This is a genomic window from Stutzerimonas sp., assembly GCF_982611455.1.
Window position 1 is genome coordinate 1 of the sequence record NZ_CEXBBO010000007.1, and the last position, 13710, is coordinate 13710.

General features: G+C 57.9%; 12 protein-coding genes. 7 read left to right on the forward strand and 5 right to left on the reverse strand.

Annotated elements, in window-relative coordinates; translation table 11 throughout:
* The first annotated feature begins 60 nt into the window (after positions 1–60).
* The gene (locus AC2LD7_RS06175; RefSeq protein ID WP_484597015.1) at positions 61–1221 is read left to right on the forward strand and encodes an NRAMP family divalent metal transporter; all 1161 of its coding nucleotides are present in this window, start codon (positions 61–63) and stop codon (positions 1219–1221) included.
* A 46-nt stretch (positions 1222–1267) separates the two neighbouring features.
* On the opposite strand, the gene AC2LD7_RS06180 is transcribed toward AC2LD7_RS06175, so the two are convergent.
* Positions 1268–1810 carry a YaeQ family protein gene (locus AC2LD7_RS06180; protein WP_484596948.1) on the reverse strand — a complete coding sequence of 181 codons (543 nt, stop codon included), beginning with the start codon at positions 1808–1810 and terminating at the stop codon, positions 1268–1270.
* Between the two features lie 223 nt (positions 1811–2033).
* Here AC2LD7_RS06180 and AC2LD7_RS06185 point away from each other — a divergent pair, with 223 nt between their 5' ends.
* Positions 2034–2252 (forward strand): bacterioferritin-associated ferredoxin, encoded by a 219-nt coding sequence (locus tag AC2LD7_RS06185; protein WP_484596949.1) that lies wholly within the window; start codon positions 2034–2036, stop codon positions 2250–2252.
* 198 nt (positions 2253–2450) lie between these two features.
* Positions 2451–2921, forward strand: coding sequence for a bacterioferritin (gene bfr / locus AC2LD7_RS06190; RefSeq protein WP_255980858.1), 471 nt, complete (start codon positions 2451–2453; stop codon positions 2919–2921).
* Positions 2922–3083: 162 nt separating this feature from the next.
* On the opposite strand, the gene grxD is transcribed toward bfr, so the two are convergent.
* Positions 3084–3410, reverse strand: coding sequence for a Grx4 family monothiol glutaredoxin (grxD, locus tag AC2LD7_RS06195; RefSeq protein WP_484596950.1), 327 nt, complete (start codon positions 3408–3410; stop codon positions 3084–3086).
* 272 nt (positions 3411–3682) lie between these two features.
* On the opposite strand from grxD, the gene argF reads away from it, so the two are divergent.
* Together argF and AC2LD7_RS06205 are read left to right on the forward strand one after the other, a co-directional pair.
* The gene (gene argF, locus AC2LD7_RS06200; protein ID WP_484596951.1) at positions 3683–4603 is read left to right on the forward strand and encodes an ornithine carbamoyltransferase; all 921 of its coding nucleotides are present in this window, start codon (positions 3683–3685) and stop codon (positions 4601–4603) included.
* Positions 4600–5709 (forward strand): ABC transporter ATP-binding protein, encoded by a 1110-nt coding sequence (locus tag AC2LD7_RS06205; RefSeq protein WP_484596952.1) that lies wholly within the window; start codon positions 4600–4602, stop codon positions 5707–5709. The genes argF and AC2LD7_RS06205 overlap by 4 nt, the downstream gene beginning before the upstream one ends.
* A 10-nt stretch (positions 5710–5719) precedes the next feature.
* Here AC2LD7_RS06205 and tadA read toward each other — a convergent pair whose 3' ends face one another.
* Together tadA and AC2LD7_RS06215 are read right to left on the reverse strand one after the other, a co-directional pair.
* Positions 5720–6238, reverse strand: a complete 519-nt coding sequence (tadA, locus tag AC2LD7_RS06210; protein ID WP_484596953.1) for a tRNA adenosine(34) deaminase TadA — start codon at positions 6236–6238, stop codon at positions 5720–5722.
* A 160-nt stretch (positions 6239–6398) separates the two neighbouring features.
* A complete protein-coding gene (locus tag AC2LD7_RS06215; protein WP_484596954.1) occupies positions 6399–7769 on the reverse strand; it encodes a multicopper oxidase family protein in 1371 nt (456 codons plus the stop codon).
* Between the two features lie 202 nt (positions 7770–7971).
* On the opposite strand from AC2LD7_RS06215, the gene AC2LD7_RS06220 reads away from it, so the two are divergent.
* Positions 7972–8805 carry a DUF1206 domain-containing protein gene (locus AC2LD7_RS06220; protein ID WP_484596955.1) on the forward strand — a complete coding sequence of 278 codons (834 nt, stop codon included), beginning with the start codon at positions 7972–7974 and terminating at the stop codon, positions 8803–8805.
* Between the two features lie 445 nt (positions 8806–9250).
* Here the strand turns inward: AC2LD7_RS06220 and AC2LD7_RS06225 are convergent, their stop codons facing one another.
* Positions 9251–11650 (reverse strand): putative bifunctional diguanylate cyclase/phosphodiesterase, encoded by a 2400-nt coding sequence (locus AC2LD7_RS06225; protein ID WP_484596956.1) that lies wholly within the window; start codon positions 11648–11650, stop codon positions 9251–9253.
* Between the two features lie 413 nt (positions 11651–12063).
* On the opposite strand from AC2LD7_RS06225, the gene AC2LD7_RS06230 reads away from it, so the two are divergent.
* Entirely contained in the window at positions 12064–13683 is a 1620-nt protein-coding gene (locus AC2LD7_RS06230; RefSeq protein ID WP_031310958.1) for a methyl-accepting chemotaxis protein, read from the forward strand.
* Positions 13684–13710 lie beyond the last annotated feature (27 nt).

Below are 13710 nucleotides of genomic sequence, written 5' to 3' on the forward strand. Positions count from 1 at the left end.
TTCATGGCTCCATCCTCTCAAGAGTTGGAGCCTCCGGGGAAGCCGGGGCGGTTCAATTCAATGCACCCCACAACCAGCGCCACCCCAGCGTCGCAGCGCAATGTCCTACGCGGCGCGATTTTCATCATGGCGACATCCTCGATCGGCCCCGCCTTTCTCACCCAGACCTCGCTGTTCACCGAGAAGTATCTGGCGAGTTTCGCCTTCATCACCGTCGCCAATCTGCGCGGGCAGGACGTGGCGAATCGGGTCATCCCCGGTGTCGGTCACCTCATTTCGGCGTTCATCGTGCTCGGCGGTATCGCCTTCAACATTGGTAACATCGGCGGTGCCGGCCTGGCGTTGAACGTGATCTTCGGCATTCCGCCAGTGATGGGGTCGTTAATCGCCGCAGTATTGATCATCGGCATTTTTATGCTGCGCAACGCCAAGGGCGTGATGGACTCGGTGATGCAGGTGCTCGGGTTGGTGATGCTGTGCATGATCGGCTACGCCGTGCTGCAATCCAACCCACCGGTGATGGAAGCGCTCAGCCGCAGCTTCAATCCGGACGACCCGCTGATCCTGCTATTGCCGATCGTGACACTGGTCGGTGGCACCGTCGGCGGCTACATCTCGTTCTCTGGCGGGCATCGCCTGGTGGAGGCCGGTATCACTGGCGTGCAGAATGTCGGCGTGGTAACCCGCGCCGCAGTGACCGGCATCGCTACCACCGGCGTGGTGCGTATCTGCCTGTTCCTTGCCGCGCTTGGCGTCGTCAGCCAAGGACTGAGTCTGGATCCAGGCAACCCAGCCGCCTCGGTGTTCTCGCACGCCATGGGCACGGTGGGCTACAAGATTTTCGGTGTGGTTCTGCTGGCCGCTTCGGTGTCATCGGTGATCGGCGCCGCCTACACCAGCGTGACGTTCATGTATTCGCTACATGAGAGTATCCAGCGCAACAACCAGCGCGTAGTGATCGCCTTCATCGCGTGCTCTACCCTGATCTACAGTCTGGTGGGCCAGCCCGTTAAAGTACTGGTAGTGGCCGGCTCACTGAATGCACTGGTATTGCCGCTAGCGCTGGGCTGCATCCTCTGGGCTGCGAAGAAGCCGGGAATTGTCGGCACTGAGTATCGCCATCCGACCTGGATGTTGCTGTTCGGTCTGCTGGCAATGGTCGCGACAGCGGTCGGCGTGGTGCTGTCGTTCAGCGCGCTGCTGCAGTTCTGGCAATCCTGAGCTAGCGGCGGGGGCAGCGATGCCCCCGAGTCGAGTGGCGACGTGCTCAGCCGCGTTCGCCGATCAGCCATTCCAGCGGCACTTCGTGCTGGCCTCGTTCGTCAGTGATGAACAGCGCGCCCTCGCTGATCATGACACTCCAGCTGATCGCACGTGGCAGATCCAGCGCCACGGTTTCCAGCGCCTCCTGCCCAACCGCCACTACATTTATTTTTTTCAGGCTGCGTACGCTGTCGAGCACTTTGGTCTGCCATACCCGTAAATTGCCGTAGGCGACCAAGCTGAAACGCTCGGTACGACGCGAGCACCAGGTGATGCGCTCAGCATCCGGCTGGCCCACCTCGATCCAGTGCAGCACGCGGTCATCCAGGCTCTTTTCCCAGAGGGCCGGCTCATCCACGTCCGATAGCCCCCGGCCGAACGCCAGCTGTTCGTCATACCAGAGCACGTAAGCAATAAGGCGCGCGGCCAATCGCTCCTCGGTTTCCGACGGATGTCGGGCAACCGTGAAACGCAGATCCTGATAAACGTGGCGATCCAGATCAGTGAGATTGATCTCGACTTTATAGGGTGTTGCTTGCAGGGCCATGACGGCTCCAGGCGCGGAAAAGGGGGTCGCAGTTTAGCGCATAGCGATCCGGATCTTGCATTCGCAAGCAACGCTAGAACCTGCGGATCGTCTGTCAGCTCAACAATCTACGCACCGTCTCCTCAAGCGGGAAAGGCGCAGCAATTTCCCGACGAATGTTCTTTGACAATCATTCTCATTATATTTAGCATCTCAACCATCGCAGACCCAACGGGTAGTTCATATGTACGTGTGTCTTTGCCAGGGCGTTACCGACGGCCAGATCCGTGAAGCCATCTATGAAGGTTGCTGCAGCTATCGAGAAGTGCGTGATGCCACAGGTGTCGCTACCCAGTGCGGTAAATGCGCCTGTGTGGCGAAGCAGGTTGTCCGGGAGACGCTGAGCAATGTGCAGGGCGCCCAAGCGGCCCTCGCCTACCCAGCTGGTTTCTCTCCTGCCTAGATAAAAAGATTTCCCATAGCCGGGCTTATGCCCGGCTTTTTTCTGCCTGAAAAATCAAGGTGTTGCTTTCCAGTCGCGGAACAGACGTATTCTTATTCGGTTTTACCCTTTTCCATTCAATGACTTAGGTTTGACAGCCTGATTATTCGTGGCCAGACTGCTTGCATTAACGCACCCGTTTCGAAGCAGGGCATCGACATGAAAGGCGACAAGCTAGTCATTCAGCATCTCAACAAAATCCTTGGCAACGAACTGGTCGCCATCAATCAGTATTTCCTGCACGCACGGATGTATGAGGATTGGGGACTCGGCAAGCTCGGCAAGCATGAGTACGACGAATCCATCGACGAGATGAAGCATGCCGATAAGCTGATCAAGCGCATCCTCTTTCTCGAAGGTCTCCCTAATCTGCAAGATCTTGGCAAGCTGCTGATCGGTGAAAACACGCGCGAAATGCTCGACTGCGACCTCAAGCTCGAGCAAGGCGGTATTCAGGACCTCAAGGTTGCGATCGCCTATTGCGAGAGCGTGGGCGATTACGGTACTCGCGAACTTCTGGAAGACATCCTCGAGTCCGAAGAAGAGCACATCGACTGGCTGGAAACCCAACTGAGTCTCATCGACAAGGTCGGCATGGAGAACTACCTGCAGTCACAGATGGACGAGTGATCCATTCGCCTGCTGAAAAAACGGGAGCCATCGGCTCCCGTTCTTCGTTCAGGACAAGCTCACCGTTGGGCTTTTGCGATCGCAGATACAGCGAAAGTTCCACGACTCAAATCGCAGCCACAAAAAACCCGCCGTTCGGCGGGTTTTGGCAACGCGTCGAGATCAGGCGCCGGCTTTCTGCACGGCTTCCTTGATCAAGGGCTGCAGCTCACCTTTCTCGAACATTTCCAGAATGATGTCGCTACCGCCGACTAACTCACCGTCGACCCACAGCTGCGGGAAGGTCGGCCAATTGGCGTACTTCGGCAGATTGGTGCGGATTTCGGGATTTTGCAGAATGTCGACGTAGGCGAACTTCTCGCCGCAGCCCATCACCGCCTGGGTCGCGCGGGCGGAGAAGCCGCACTGGGGCGCGTTGGGCGAGCCTTTCATGTACAGCAGCACCGGGTTCTTTTCGATCTGCTCTTTGATGGTTTCGATGATATCCATGGGGCACCTCGGCTAGTCACGGTTGGCGCGCATTGTACAGGAACGGCGCCATAAAAGCCGAGTCGCGGGCTCGGCTTTTATCGACCGAAGCGAGCGAGTGGCCACCCGTGGGACACGTCGTTGGCGCGCTGAGCCGATTTGCGCCTGCAAAGGCTTTCTGGATAAGATCGCGCCTTTCCCGTTTCGTCGCTTCTCGTGCGACCCCCTGCCGCAGGCCCTCCTTTTCCCTTAGAAAACCTCCGGCCTCGACTGTGGTAACAAAGGTAGTTGATATGAGCGCAAGGCATTTTCTCTCACTGATGGATTGCACGCCCCAGGAGCTCATCGGCCTGGTTCGTCGCGGCATCGAGCTGAAGGATCTGCGCGAGCGCGGCATTCTGTTCGAGCCGCTGAAGAACCGCGTTCTGGGGATGATTTTCGAGAAAGCGTCGACGCGCACCCGACTGTCCTTCGAGGCGGGGATGATTCAGCTCGGCGGCCAAGCAATCTTCCTCTCGCCTCGCGACACTCAGCTGGGCCGTGGCGAGCCAATCAGCGATTCGGCCATCGTCATGTCGCGGATGCTCGACGCGATTATGATCCGCACCTTTGCCCATGCCACGCTTACCGAATTCGCAGCTCACTCATCGGTGCCGGTCATCAACGGCCTATCCGATGACCTGCATCCCTGCCAACTGATGGCCGACATGCAGACCTTCCACGAGCACCGCGGCAGCATCGCCGGCAAGACGGTGGCCTGGGTCGGTGATGGCAACAACATGTGCAACTCCTATATGGAAGCGGCCATTCAGTTCGATTTCCAACTACGTATCGCCTGCCCGGAGGGCTACGAGCCCAAGGCCGAACTGCTGGCACAGGCCGGTGACCGCGTAAAAATATTCCGTGCCCCACGTGAAGCGGCGGCCGGAGCTCATCTAATCAGTACCGACGTTTGGGCCTCAATGGGCCAGGAAGATGAAGTAGCCGCACGTATCGCCACGTTCCGCCCCTATCAAGTCGACCGCGCTTTGCTTGATGTGGCGGCCGAAGACGTACTCTTCATGCATTGCCTGCCGGCTCACCGCGGCGAAGAAATCAGCGACGACCTGCTCGATGACCCGCGCTCGGTAGCCTGGGATCAAGCCGAGAACCGCCTGCACGTTCAGAAGGCATTGCTTGAATTCCTGGTCGAGCCTGCCTACCACCACGCATGAGCCATCAATCACTCCTGCATCTGCGCAATCTGGATTGCGGCTACGGCGGCCAGAGCGTCGTCCAGAACCTCAATTTACATCTGAATCGCGGTGACATCGGTTGCCTGCTGGGGCCCTCCGGCTGTGGCAAGACCACCACGCTGCGCGCCATCGCCGGCTTCGAGCACGTCAACGAGGGCGAGATTCAGCTAGGCGACGCCGTGCTTTCGCGACGCGGTTTTACCCTTGCGCCGGAAAAGCGCCGGATCGGCATGGTGTTTCAGGACTACGCCCTGTTTCCGCACCTGACGGTGGCGGACAACATCGCCTTCGGCATCCGCAAGCATCCGCACTGCCAACGCATCGTCGGTGAGATGCTTGAATTGGTGCATCTCTCGTCCTTGAGCAAACGCTACCCTCACGAGCTGTCAGGCGGGCAGCAGCAGCGCGTCGCCCTCGCCCGCGCGCTTGCTCCCGAGCCGGAACTGCTGCTGCTCGACGAGCCCTTTTCCAATCTAGATGGCGACCTGCGCCGCCGCTTGAGTCATGAGGTGCGAGAAATCCTCAAGGCACGCGGCACCAGCGCGATCCTAGTGACTCATGACCAGGAAGAGGCCTTCGCTGTCAGCGATCAAGTTGGGGTGTTCAAGGATGGTCGCCTCGAACAATGGGACACGCCTTACAATCTCTACCATGAGCCGTTCACGCCTTTCGTGGCGAGCTTTATTGGACAGGGTTATTTCATCCGCGGCCAACTGATCGACCCAGAAACGGTCCAGACCGAGCTTGGCGTCATCCGCGGGAACCGCGCCTACACAATGCCGCCCGGCAGCTCGGTGGATGTTCTGCTGCGCCCGGACGACATCGTCTATGCGCCGCAGAGCTCGCTCAAGGCGCTTATTGTCGGCAAGACTTTCCTCGGCGCCTCGACGCTATACCGCCTGCAATTGCCGACTGGCAATCAGCTCGAAGGCATCTTCCCCAGCCACGCCGACTACCCGACCGGGCAGGAAGTCGGCATTGCCATCGCCGCTGATCATCTGGTGGTTTTCCCCGCCCAAGGCAGTGTCGCCGCCCATGAAAAACTGCCGGAAGCCGGTGTGCGCCGCTACAGCAGCAACGTCTAACCTACAGCGCTCAGCCGCTCGCTGGGCTCTGTATGGCATCTTCGCCGCGGGACTTGAGGCGGCGCATACGAAAGAACTCGCTCAGTGCCGCACTGCACGCATCCATCATCACTCCGCCCTCGATCAGCACTCGGTGATTGAGGAATTCTTGCGAAAAGAATTGACCGCGACTGATCGCAACGCCGGCCTTGGGCTCCGTAGCGCCGTAAACCACGCGCTGAATACGTGAGTGCACGATCAACCCGGCGCACATGCTGCAGGGCTCCAGCGTCACGTACAGCGTGCTACCAGGCAGCCGGTAGTTCTCCACGGCCAGTGCGGCATCACGGATGGCGACCATCTCGGCGTGGGCACTGGGGTCGTGGCGAGAAATCGGACAATTGAAGCCACGCCCGATGATCTGCCCGTCCTGCACCAGCACAGCTCCCACCGGCACCTCGCCCAGAGCCGCGCCCTGTGCTGCCAGTACCAACGCCTCGCGCATGAAGCGCTCGTCCTGACTGCGATCGATTATTTCGGGTTTTTTCATGATTTCAGAAACTGGAGGCTGGAGGCTGGAGGCTGGAGCAAGCTTCGAGCTTCAAGCTTCAAGCTGAACTCTTGCAGTGCTTCTACTTGTAGCTTGCAGCTGCTTCCATCGTCCAGCCTCCAGCCTCCAGCGCGTTTATCGTCTTTTCGTCTTTCCGGCTTTATATCACTTCGATCGCCGCCATCAGGCCGGTTTCCATATGGTCGATGACGTGGCAATGGAACATCCATACGCCGGGATTATCCGCCACCAGAGCAATCCTGGCAGTCTCGTTCTTACCCAACAGATAGGTATCCGTGAACCAAGGCTCGATCTTTTTACGATTGGACGAGATGACCTTGAAGGTCATGCCGTGCAGATGGATCGGGTGTTGGTACTGACTGAGATTACGCAGCTCGAATATGTAGTGGCCGTTTTTCCTCAACGTCGCGATTGGCCGATCCGCACAGGTTTTGTCATTGATGTCCCAAGCCTGACCGTTGATCTGCCAGAAGGTGAAGGCGTCGCCCGGTCCAGAGTCGCTGGACAAGGCGCCGGCCCACTCGAAGTTGAAGCGCAGGGTTTCGGCCTGCCGCAGATCCGGCTCGATGATCGGATTGGGTGGCAGCGGCGCCGGCCATGCTTCCTCAGGCTCGTTGGTGTCCACCGATGCGAGAGTCGCCAGCCGTAGCGGCCCGTTGCGCAGGGATAATTGCTGCCCCGCAGGCGGTACCTTCAGTGCCAGGTCGATACGCATGCCTGGGCCCAGCCAGTAGTTCTTGCCAAATGGCCGCGGCGTGACCGGATTGCCATCGAGCGCATAGATGCGTGCCTCGCCGTCCGAGAGGTTGAGCCGATAGGTCAGCGTGTTATCGAGATTCATGACGCGCAAGCGCACCACCTGACCGGCTGGCAATTCCAACGTCGGCGCATGCACACCATTGACTGTCGAGAGCACGCCCGGCGTGCCGCCTCGCGCGGCCTCGCGCGGTACGCTGAAGTCGGTAAAGGCGCCTTGTTTGTCGACGTGCCAACTCTTCAGGCTCAGCGTTCGTTCATGGCGAAAACCACTCGGCTCGCGCTCTTCGACAATCAAAGGCCCAACCAGACCACGCCCCAATTGCTCAGCGCTGGACGTATGCGGGTGATACCAGAAGCTACCCGCATCGGGTACTTGAAATAGATAGTCAAAGAACTCGCCTGGCAGCACCGGTAATTGCGACACGTAGGGCACGCCGTCCATGTTCAGCGGCAAGCGGATGCCATGCCAATGAATGGTGGTCGGTTCCGGCAGATGATTGATGAAGCGCACCCGCAGCCAATCTCCCTGACGTACGCGCAGCTCCTGTCCAGGCGCCTGCCCGCCGTAACACCAGGCGGGCGTCTGCTGCCCCGCGATCAATTCCAGATCCTGTGGCGCGGCGATCAGCTCATAGTCATGCGTGACCGAATCGGAGGGTCGCCCCAGCCAGTAGCGTGCGCCACCGCCAGCGATCCCCAAAACTGCCAACCCGGCCAGTCCCGTCAACAGCTTTCGTCGTGTAAACCTCATTCTTCCTTCCATAAAACAGTCGCGAGCTTTACCGATCCTCCGCGGCCGGAAAGGGAATAGCTCGCATTTGCGTCATGCTACAGCTTCCGGACCGTACTCACACCCGCCCCAGACGAAACCATGGACAACTTCCCGCGAACCCTAGCCGCCAATTGCACCTCTACTGAAAGAGACCTTTATCGCAATATCGACCGGAGGGGCCATGCACATCACTGCCACCCATGCCAAAGGCGAAGTCACTCGAGGCATCGTCTGGCTCGCTCGCAGCGGCTACGCTGCACGAGGCGTCGTCTATCTGATCATCGGCGTATTCGCATTCATGGCCGGCATCGGCAGCGGGGACACCGTCGGGACCAAAGGCGCGATACAGCAACTGTTGGGGCAGCCCTTCGGTGAAAGCTTGCTCTGGATCATGGTCGTTGGCCTTGTGGCCTACGTAGCGTGGCGCCTGACCCAGGCAATAACCGATCCGGAGGGGCACGGTACCGATGCCAAGGGGCTTATGATACGAGCGGGACTGATTGGCAGCGCCATCGCCTATACCCTGCTTGCACTCTTCACCCTTGGCCTGCTCGGCAGCTCCATTGGCGAATCCACCGGTAGCGGCGGCTCTGGCAGCGGCGATTTCCTCTCCGGCCTGCTCGGATGGAAATACTCGAATTATCTGGTCTATGTCGTCGCGCTGATTCCGCTTGGCGTGGGTATCGCCCATATCGTCAAAGGCTGGAAAGCCAAGTTCGAAAAGTATTTCTACGCCTCCGAACACGTCATGCGCTGGGTTCGGCCGATCTCGCGTATTGGTCTGATCGCCCGCGGCGTTGCCTTTCTGATCGTTGCCGGGATGCTGTTCAGCGGCGGCACCCGCTACGAGCCGACCAAACCTCCAGGACTCGAAGATGCCTTGAAAGCACTGCAAAACCTGCCATTCGGTACGCTCTGGCTTTCGCTGGTAGGGCTCGGACTAGTGGCCTTCGCCGTGTACAGTTTTTCCGAAGCGATCTGGCGCCGTATCGATATGCCAGCGGTCATGCACTAACCGCCCAACAAGACGAAGCCCCGATATTGCCGGGGCTTCTTTTTTCAGCCGATCGACTAGCCGATCACTCCCACTCAATCATCAATAGGTCACCTAAACCCGCATGGTTAAAAAGATGAAATTAATCGAGATAGGTTTTACCGTCATATTTACCGTCATTCCGCTAGGAACTTATATTGCGGGGGGACGGAGCCATTCGAAGAGTGAAGACTTTGGCGCTATATAATCGATGGCTGGCAAGTTTAGCCACCTTTAACATCCTTCACCAATTCCTTCGGGCCTGGAATCAGGGCGGCTTTATATTGAATTCGTTGATGTATGATGATCCGCTTGCAAGGATGACATCGCCGCCCTTGGCATAGGGATTAGAAGGCTTGTTCACGGAACGTTGCAGTTCACTACCGATTACCCACTACAATTTGTATCGTAGTATTGAGGAGCTGCATCATCCCGCCTCGTGAACCAGACGCTCCATATCTTCAGCGGATTGAGGCTGGCACATGTGAAAGCCCTGTACCGCCGCGCAATCTGCTTCTTCCAACCACTCGAGCTGCGCACAAGTCTCAACCCCCTCGGCAGTCACCGTGAGTTCCAAGGCCTGGGCGAGCCCAACGATCGCTCTAATGATCGAACGGTCATTGGCGGAACTTGGAACGTTGCCGATGAAACTGCGGTCAATCTTCAACCCGTCGAATGGATAACTTCGAAGATAATTGAGCGAAGAATAGCCCGTACCGAAGTGATCCATTGTCAGGCGTACACCTAACTCCTTGAGCTCATTGAGTGTTTTTAGCGCACCCGCTGACTCATCCAGCAAGATGCTTTCGGCCACCTCCAGCTCAAGCCGTGAGGCTGCTAGATTGGCTTCCTTCAGTGCCCGCTGAATATCAAGTCGAAGGTCACTCTGACGGAACTGGACAACGGATAGGTTGACCGACACGCAAATATGCTCCGGCCAGCGCGCCGCTTCCTTGCAGGCCTCACTCAACACCCATCGTCCCAGCGGGACGACGAGCCCGGTTTCCTCCGCCAGCTCAATAAAGTGCGCCGGTCCGAGCAGGCCCTTTCGCGGATGCAACCAGCGCACCAATGCCTCCGCTCCGATGATGTGCATACCGTTGGTTCGATAGCGCGGCTGATACTGAAGCGTCATTTCCCCCCTAGACATAGCTTGCCGCAGATCCATCTCAAGCTGTCGTCTCTGTAGCAACCGCTGGTTCATTTCGCTGGCATAGAACCGCCAGGTGGCACGTCCGTCTTCCTTGGCCTGATAGAGCGCGATGTCCGCACAGCGCAACAGCTCATTCGCCTCGGTTGCGTCCTGCGGCGCAAGCGCAATACCGATGCTTCCGCCGACGAAGACGTCCTGCCCTTCGTATACGATCGGTTGCTTCATCTGATCGATAAGGCGTGCACAAAGCGTCTCAATGCTTTCCTGGGAGCTTATGCCATCAAGCACCATGATGAATTCGTCGCCGCCAAGCCGAGCGACGAGGTCTTCATTGCGCGTACAGTTAAGCAAACGGAGCGACATTTCCTGGAGTACCAGATCGCCGGCAGCATGCCCAAGGGTGTCGTTGACCGGTTTGAAGCGATCCAGGTCCAGACTGATCATTGCCAACGGCCTATTGGCTCCCAGCTTGCCGGCCAGAAAACCGTGCAAGTTGTTGCGGTTGGGCAGGCCAGTCAAAGCGTCGTGCATGGATAGATGCTCCACCTGCGTCTGCGCTTTGACCTCCTCGGTGATGTCGCTGGCGGTACCTCTGTAACCGACACATTTCCCGTCCGCCATGATCGGCCGCGACGCCACCCGACAGATCCGAACGTCGCCGTTCCGGTCCGAGTACTTGCAACGCAGGGGTTTGCCGCTCTGTTTCTGTAACCACAGCCCGATGCCCTGCGTATCGGCCTGAAGCAGCTCATCTAGCGGACGTCCCAGCCATTGGCTGGCTTTAAATTCGGTGACGCGTTCAAATCGTTCGGAGAGATATATCAACTTCAAGCACTCATCGGTTTCCCACAACCAGTCCGATGCAGCCTCGGCGATATCACGAAAGCGCTTCTCACTACTAGCAAGGCTTGCCTGGCTGAGCGTAAGCGCCGAGTGACTGTCTTCAAGGCGTCGCGACGCCTTCACCGCATCGAGGGCAATCAACCCTATGAGAACAAGCATTAATAGCGCGGAGAAGCCGACAATCGGTAGCAACCCTTCAAGCATCTCATGACCGAACTCTGGAGCCGACCAGCCGAAGACTACCGAGGAGCCAGCCAAGTCGGTGAGCGCTAGGCTGCCATCTTCTGATACCGCACCACCCTCACCTTCGCCAATTAAATGTAAATCGATCAGTCCGTATTGGAAGCCGAGCCGCAGCAGTTCGTCCGGATCCAGTAAATCAATCAGAACCAAGGTGGTGCCGGATGCCCGCCTCAGGGTGACCTGACCGTCAGGCATGGCAGTTGCCGCAGCAGCGAGAACCAGCGTGTCATCGAGCCGCAGAATTCCACTACTGAACACCTCGGGGCCGCCCCGCCGGACCTGCTCTAACAGCCCCTCCAACCCAACGCCGAGCCGCTGACGCAGATCGCTGTCCCGCATGGCCTCGGAAGTGAGCGCCCGAGTTGTTTCATCGCCGGGGCTAAACACCAGAAGGGCATCGAAATCGAGGCTGTAGAAGAGCGCGTCCGGAGACGCCATCTCCGCTCGCGATTGCGGATCGGTTGACGTGCTATTGAGCGCGAGGAGCGCGGCCACTCCCTGCTGAAGCATGACCTGTCTGTGACTCAACGCTTTTTTGACCAAGAACTGGCTGTGTTCGATCACGTTACGGTCAAGCGTATCGGTCATTCGCTTAACGGAATAAGAGATAACAGACGATACAACCAGGAGCACGGCGAGCAACAAAGGAAGCGAGCGGCGAAGGATTATCTGGCTAACACCCATGAAATACCTGTTGTTTTTGTTACGTGCTGGCGGAGCGGAGCGCCCCGGATTACCACAGCGAAACGGCAGAGGGGGTATTCGGTACACCGATGCATTGAGGATTCGACCTCAGGCAAGCATGACTAGTTTGGTGCAGAGATCATCGAGAAGGTTTGTGATAAGCAGCCTTCTAAATTCTACAATTTTCTATTTTCTGTTCAAGTTAAGCCAACTTAAGTCGATACGTATGACGGCGGTCGATGATCAACGGTCGCGCCCAACATCATCTAGCCATCACTCAGTGTGCAATCCGATGCGTTCTGCCTAGAGCCAAAATTATGCTTAAAAATCTACCGCTGACTCTAAAACTGTCCCTCGCCCCTGCCGTTGCGATACTTGGCCTTGTCTTGTACGTGGGCTACACGTCGTTTCAGCTCTCGGCGACCGATTCGCGGCTGCAAGCATTGGAAACCCGCCGCTATCCAGTATTGGAACGGGCCGATGCAGCCATTTTCCAGTTCTCCCGTATCCCCGGACTGCTCAATAGCGCTGTTGCGGCTGGCGAACAGAACCTGCTCACCGAAGCTGGCGAAGTTCTGCAGGCTATCAACACACACCAGCAGGAGCTGGAGAAGCTCGTACAGGTACCCAATCGCCGTGAGCAACTCAACGACTGGCGTCTCGCCGTGGATCGTTACGCTGAAAATGCGATCTCCGCGTCCGGTAAGCTCGTCACCGGCAGCGCGTCCTTTGGTGACTTGCGTCCGAGTCTCGATCGCATGGCCAATGACCTGGCTCAGGCCCAAAAACTTGCCGCGGAATTCCGCAGTGCCGCTTACGAGGACTTCGAGCAAACGCTTGCCGAAACCCGTGAGGTCAACGCAACCACCACTCGCCTGGGGATCATCCTCAGCCTGGCGCTGCTGATCCTGGTCACCTTATGTGCCTGGGCCGTCACGCGCAGCATCATGGCCAACGTCCGTGGCGTGATCGACTCATTACAAGGCATTGCCAAGGGCGACGGCGACCTGACCCGTCGCGTCAACGTCCAGTCCAACGACGAAATCGGCGCGATGATCCGTCTGTTCAACGGCTTCCTCGACAAATTGCAAACCACTATCCGACAAATCATCGAAGCCGCCAGTCCCATCGGCGATTGCTCGAAAGAGCTGTACCGCCTGACCCAAGGCTCCGAGGAAAACGCCAAGTCCCAACAACATCACACGGATTCGATCAGCCGTGACATCCATACCATGACCAGCAGCATCCATGAGGTTGCGCAGCGTTCGCGCCAAGCCTCCGATGAGGCCGGCTCCGCTTCGCGCCAGGCCGTCACGGCCCGCAAGAACATCGGCAACCTTTCAAGCAGTATCAGTGATTTGGGCGACAGCGTGATGGGTGCCGTTCGTGCAATGCAACAGCTCGAAGAAGAAACCCAGGAAGTCGGCTCGGTGTTGACGGTGATCCGCAGTATCGCCGAACAAACCAATCTGCTCGCATTGAACGCTGCCATCGAGGCCGCCCGAGCCGGCGAGCAGGGACGTGGCTTTGCGGTGGTCGCCGACGAAGTACGCAACCTAGCGCAAAAAACCGCCGCCTCGACCGCGGAGATCCAGCAAATCATCCAGCGGTTACAGAACAGCGCCAATACCGTGCTTAACGTTATGACAGTCAACGGTAATAAATCCCGCGAAAGCATTGAGCATTCGATCGAGGCGACTCAGCTACTCGAAACCATCGCGCAGACGGTCAGCAAGATCGACGAGCTCAACGCAGGCATTGCTCGCCATACACAAGAGCAGATCGGTCTGTCCGAATCGATTCAAAAAGAAACAGAAGTGTTGCAGCAGGATGCACAAGCAACCGCAAACGGGGCCGAAGCCACGGCTCGTCTCGGCGAACAACTGGTAGGTACTGGAGATCACCTACGCCAGGCAACCGCCCAATTCCGCGTTTAAATTTATAATCCTGGAGCAGTACGAACA

What these genes read in the sequence shown, in the direction of transcription:
- AC2LD7_RS06175 (WP_484597015.1), top strand. Translation starts at nt 61, where the DNA reads ATGCACCCCACAACCAGCGCCACCCCAGCGTCGCAGCGCAATGTCCTA.
- AC2LD7_RS06180 (WP_484596948.1), bottom strand. Translation starts at nt 1,810, where the DNA reads ATGGCCCTGCAAGCAACACCCTATAAAGTCGAGATCAATCTCACTGAT.
- AC2LD7_RS06185 (WP_484596949.1), top strand. Translation starts at nt 2,034, where the DNA reads ATGTACGTGTGTCTTTGCCAGGGCGTTACCGACGGCCAGATCCGTGAA.
- bfr (WP_255980858.1), top strand. Translation starts at nt 2,451, where the DNA reads ATGAAAGGCGACAAGCTAGTCATTCAGCATCTCAACAAAATCCTTGGC.
- grxD (WP_484596950.1), bottom strand. Translation starts at nt 3,410, where the DNA reads ATGGATATCATCGAAACCATCAAAGAGCAGATCGAAAAGAACCCGGTG.
- argF (WP_484596951.1), top strand. Translation starts at nt 3,683, where the DNA reads ATGAGCGCAAGGCATTTTCTCTCACTGATGGATTGCACGCCCCAGGAG.
- AC2LD7_RS06205 (WP_484596952.1), top strand. Translation starts at nt 4,600, where the DNA reads ATGAGCCATCAATCACTCCTGCATCTGCGCAATCTGGATTGCGGCTAC.
- tadA (WP_484596953.1), bottom strand. Translation starts at nt 6,238, where the DNA reads ATGAAAAAACCCGAAATAATCGATCGCAGTCAGGACGAGCGCTTCATG.
- AC2LD7_RS06215 (WP_484596954.1), bottom strand. Translation starts at nt 7,769, where the DNA reads ATGAGGTTTACACGACGAAAGCTGTTGACGGGACTGGCCGGGTTGGCA.
- AC2LD7_RS06220 (WP_484596955.1), top strand. Translation starts at nt 7,972, where the DNA reads ATGCACATCACTGCCACCCATGCCAAAGGCGAAGTCACTCGAGGCATC.
- AC2LD7_RS06225 (WP_484596956.1), bottom strand. Translation starts at nt 11,650, where the DNA reads ATGACCGATACGCTTGACCGTAACGTGATCGAACACAGCCAGTTCTTG.
- AC2LD7_RS06230 (WP_031310958.1), top strand. Translation starts at nt 12,064, where the DNA reads ATGCTTAAAAATCTACCGCTGACTCTAAAACTGTCCCTCGCCCCTGCC.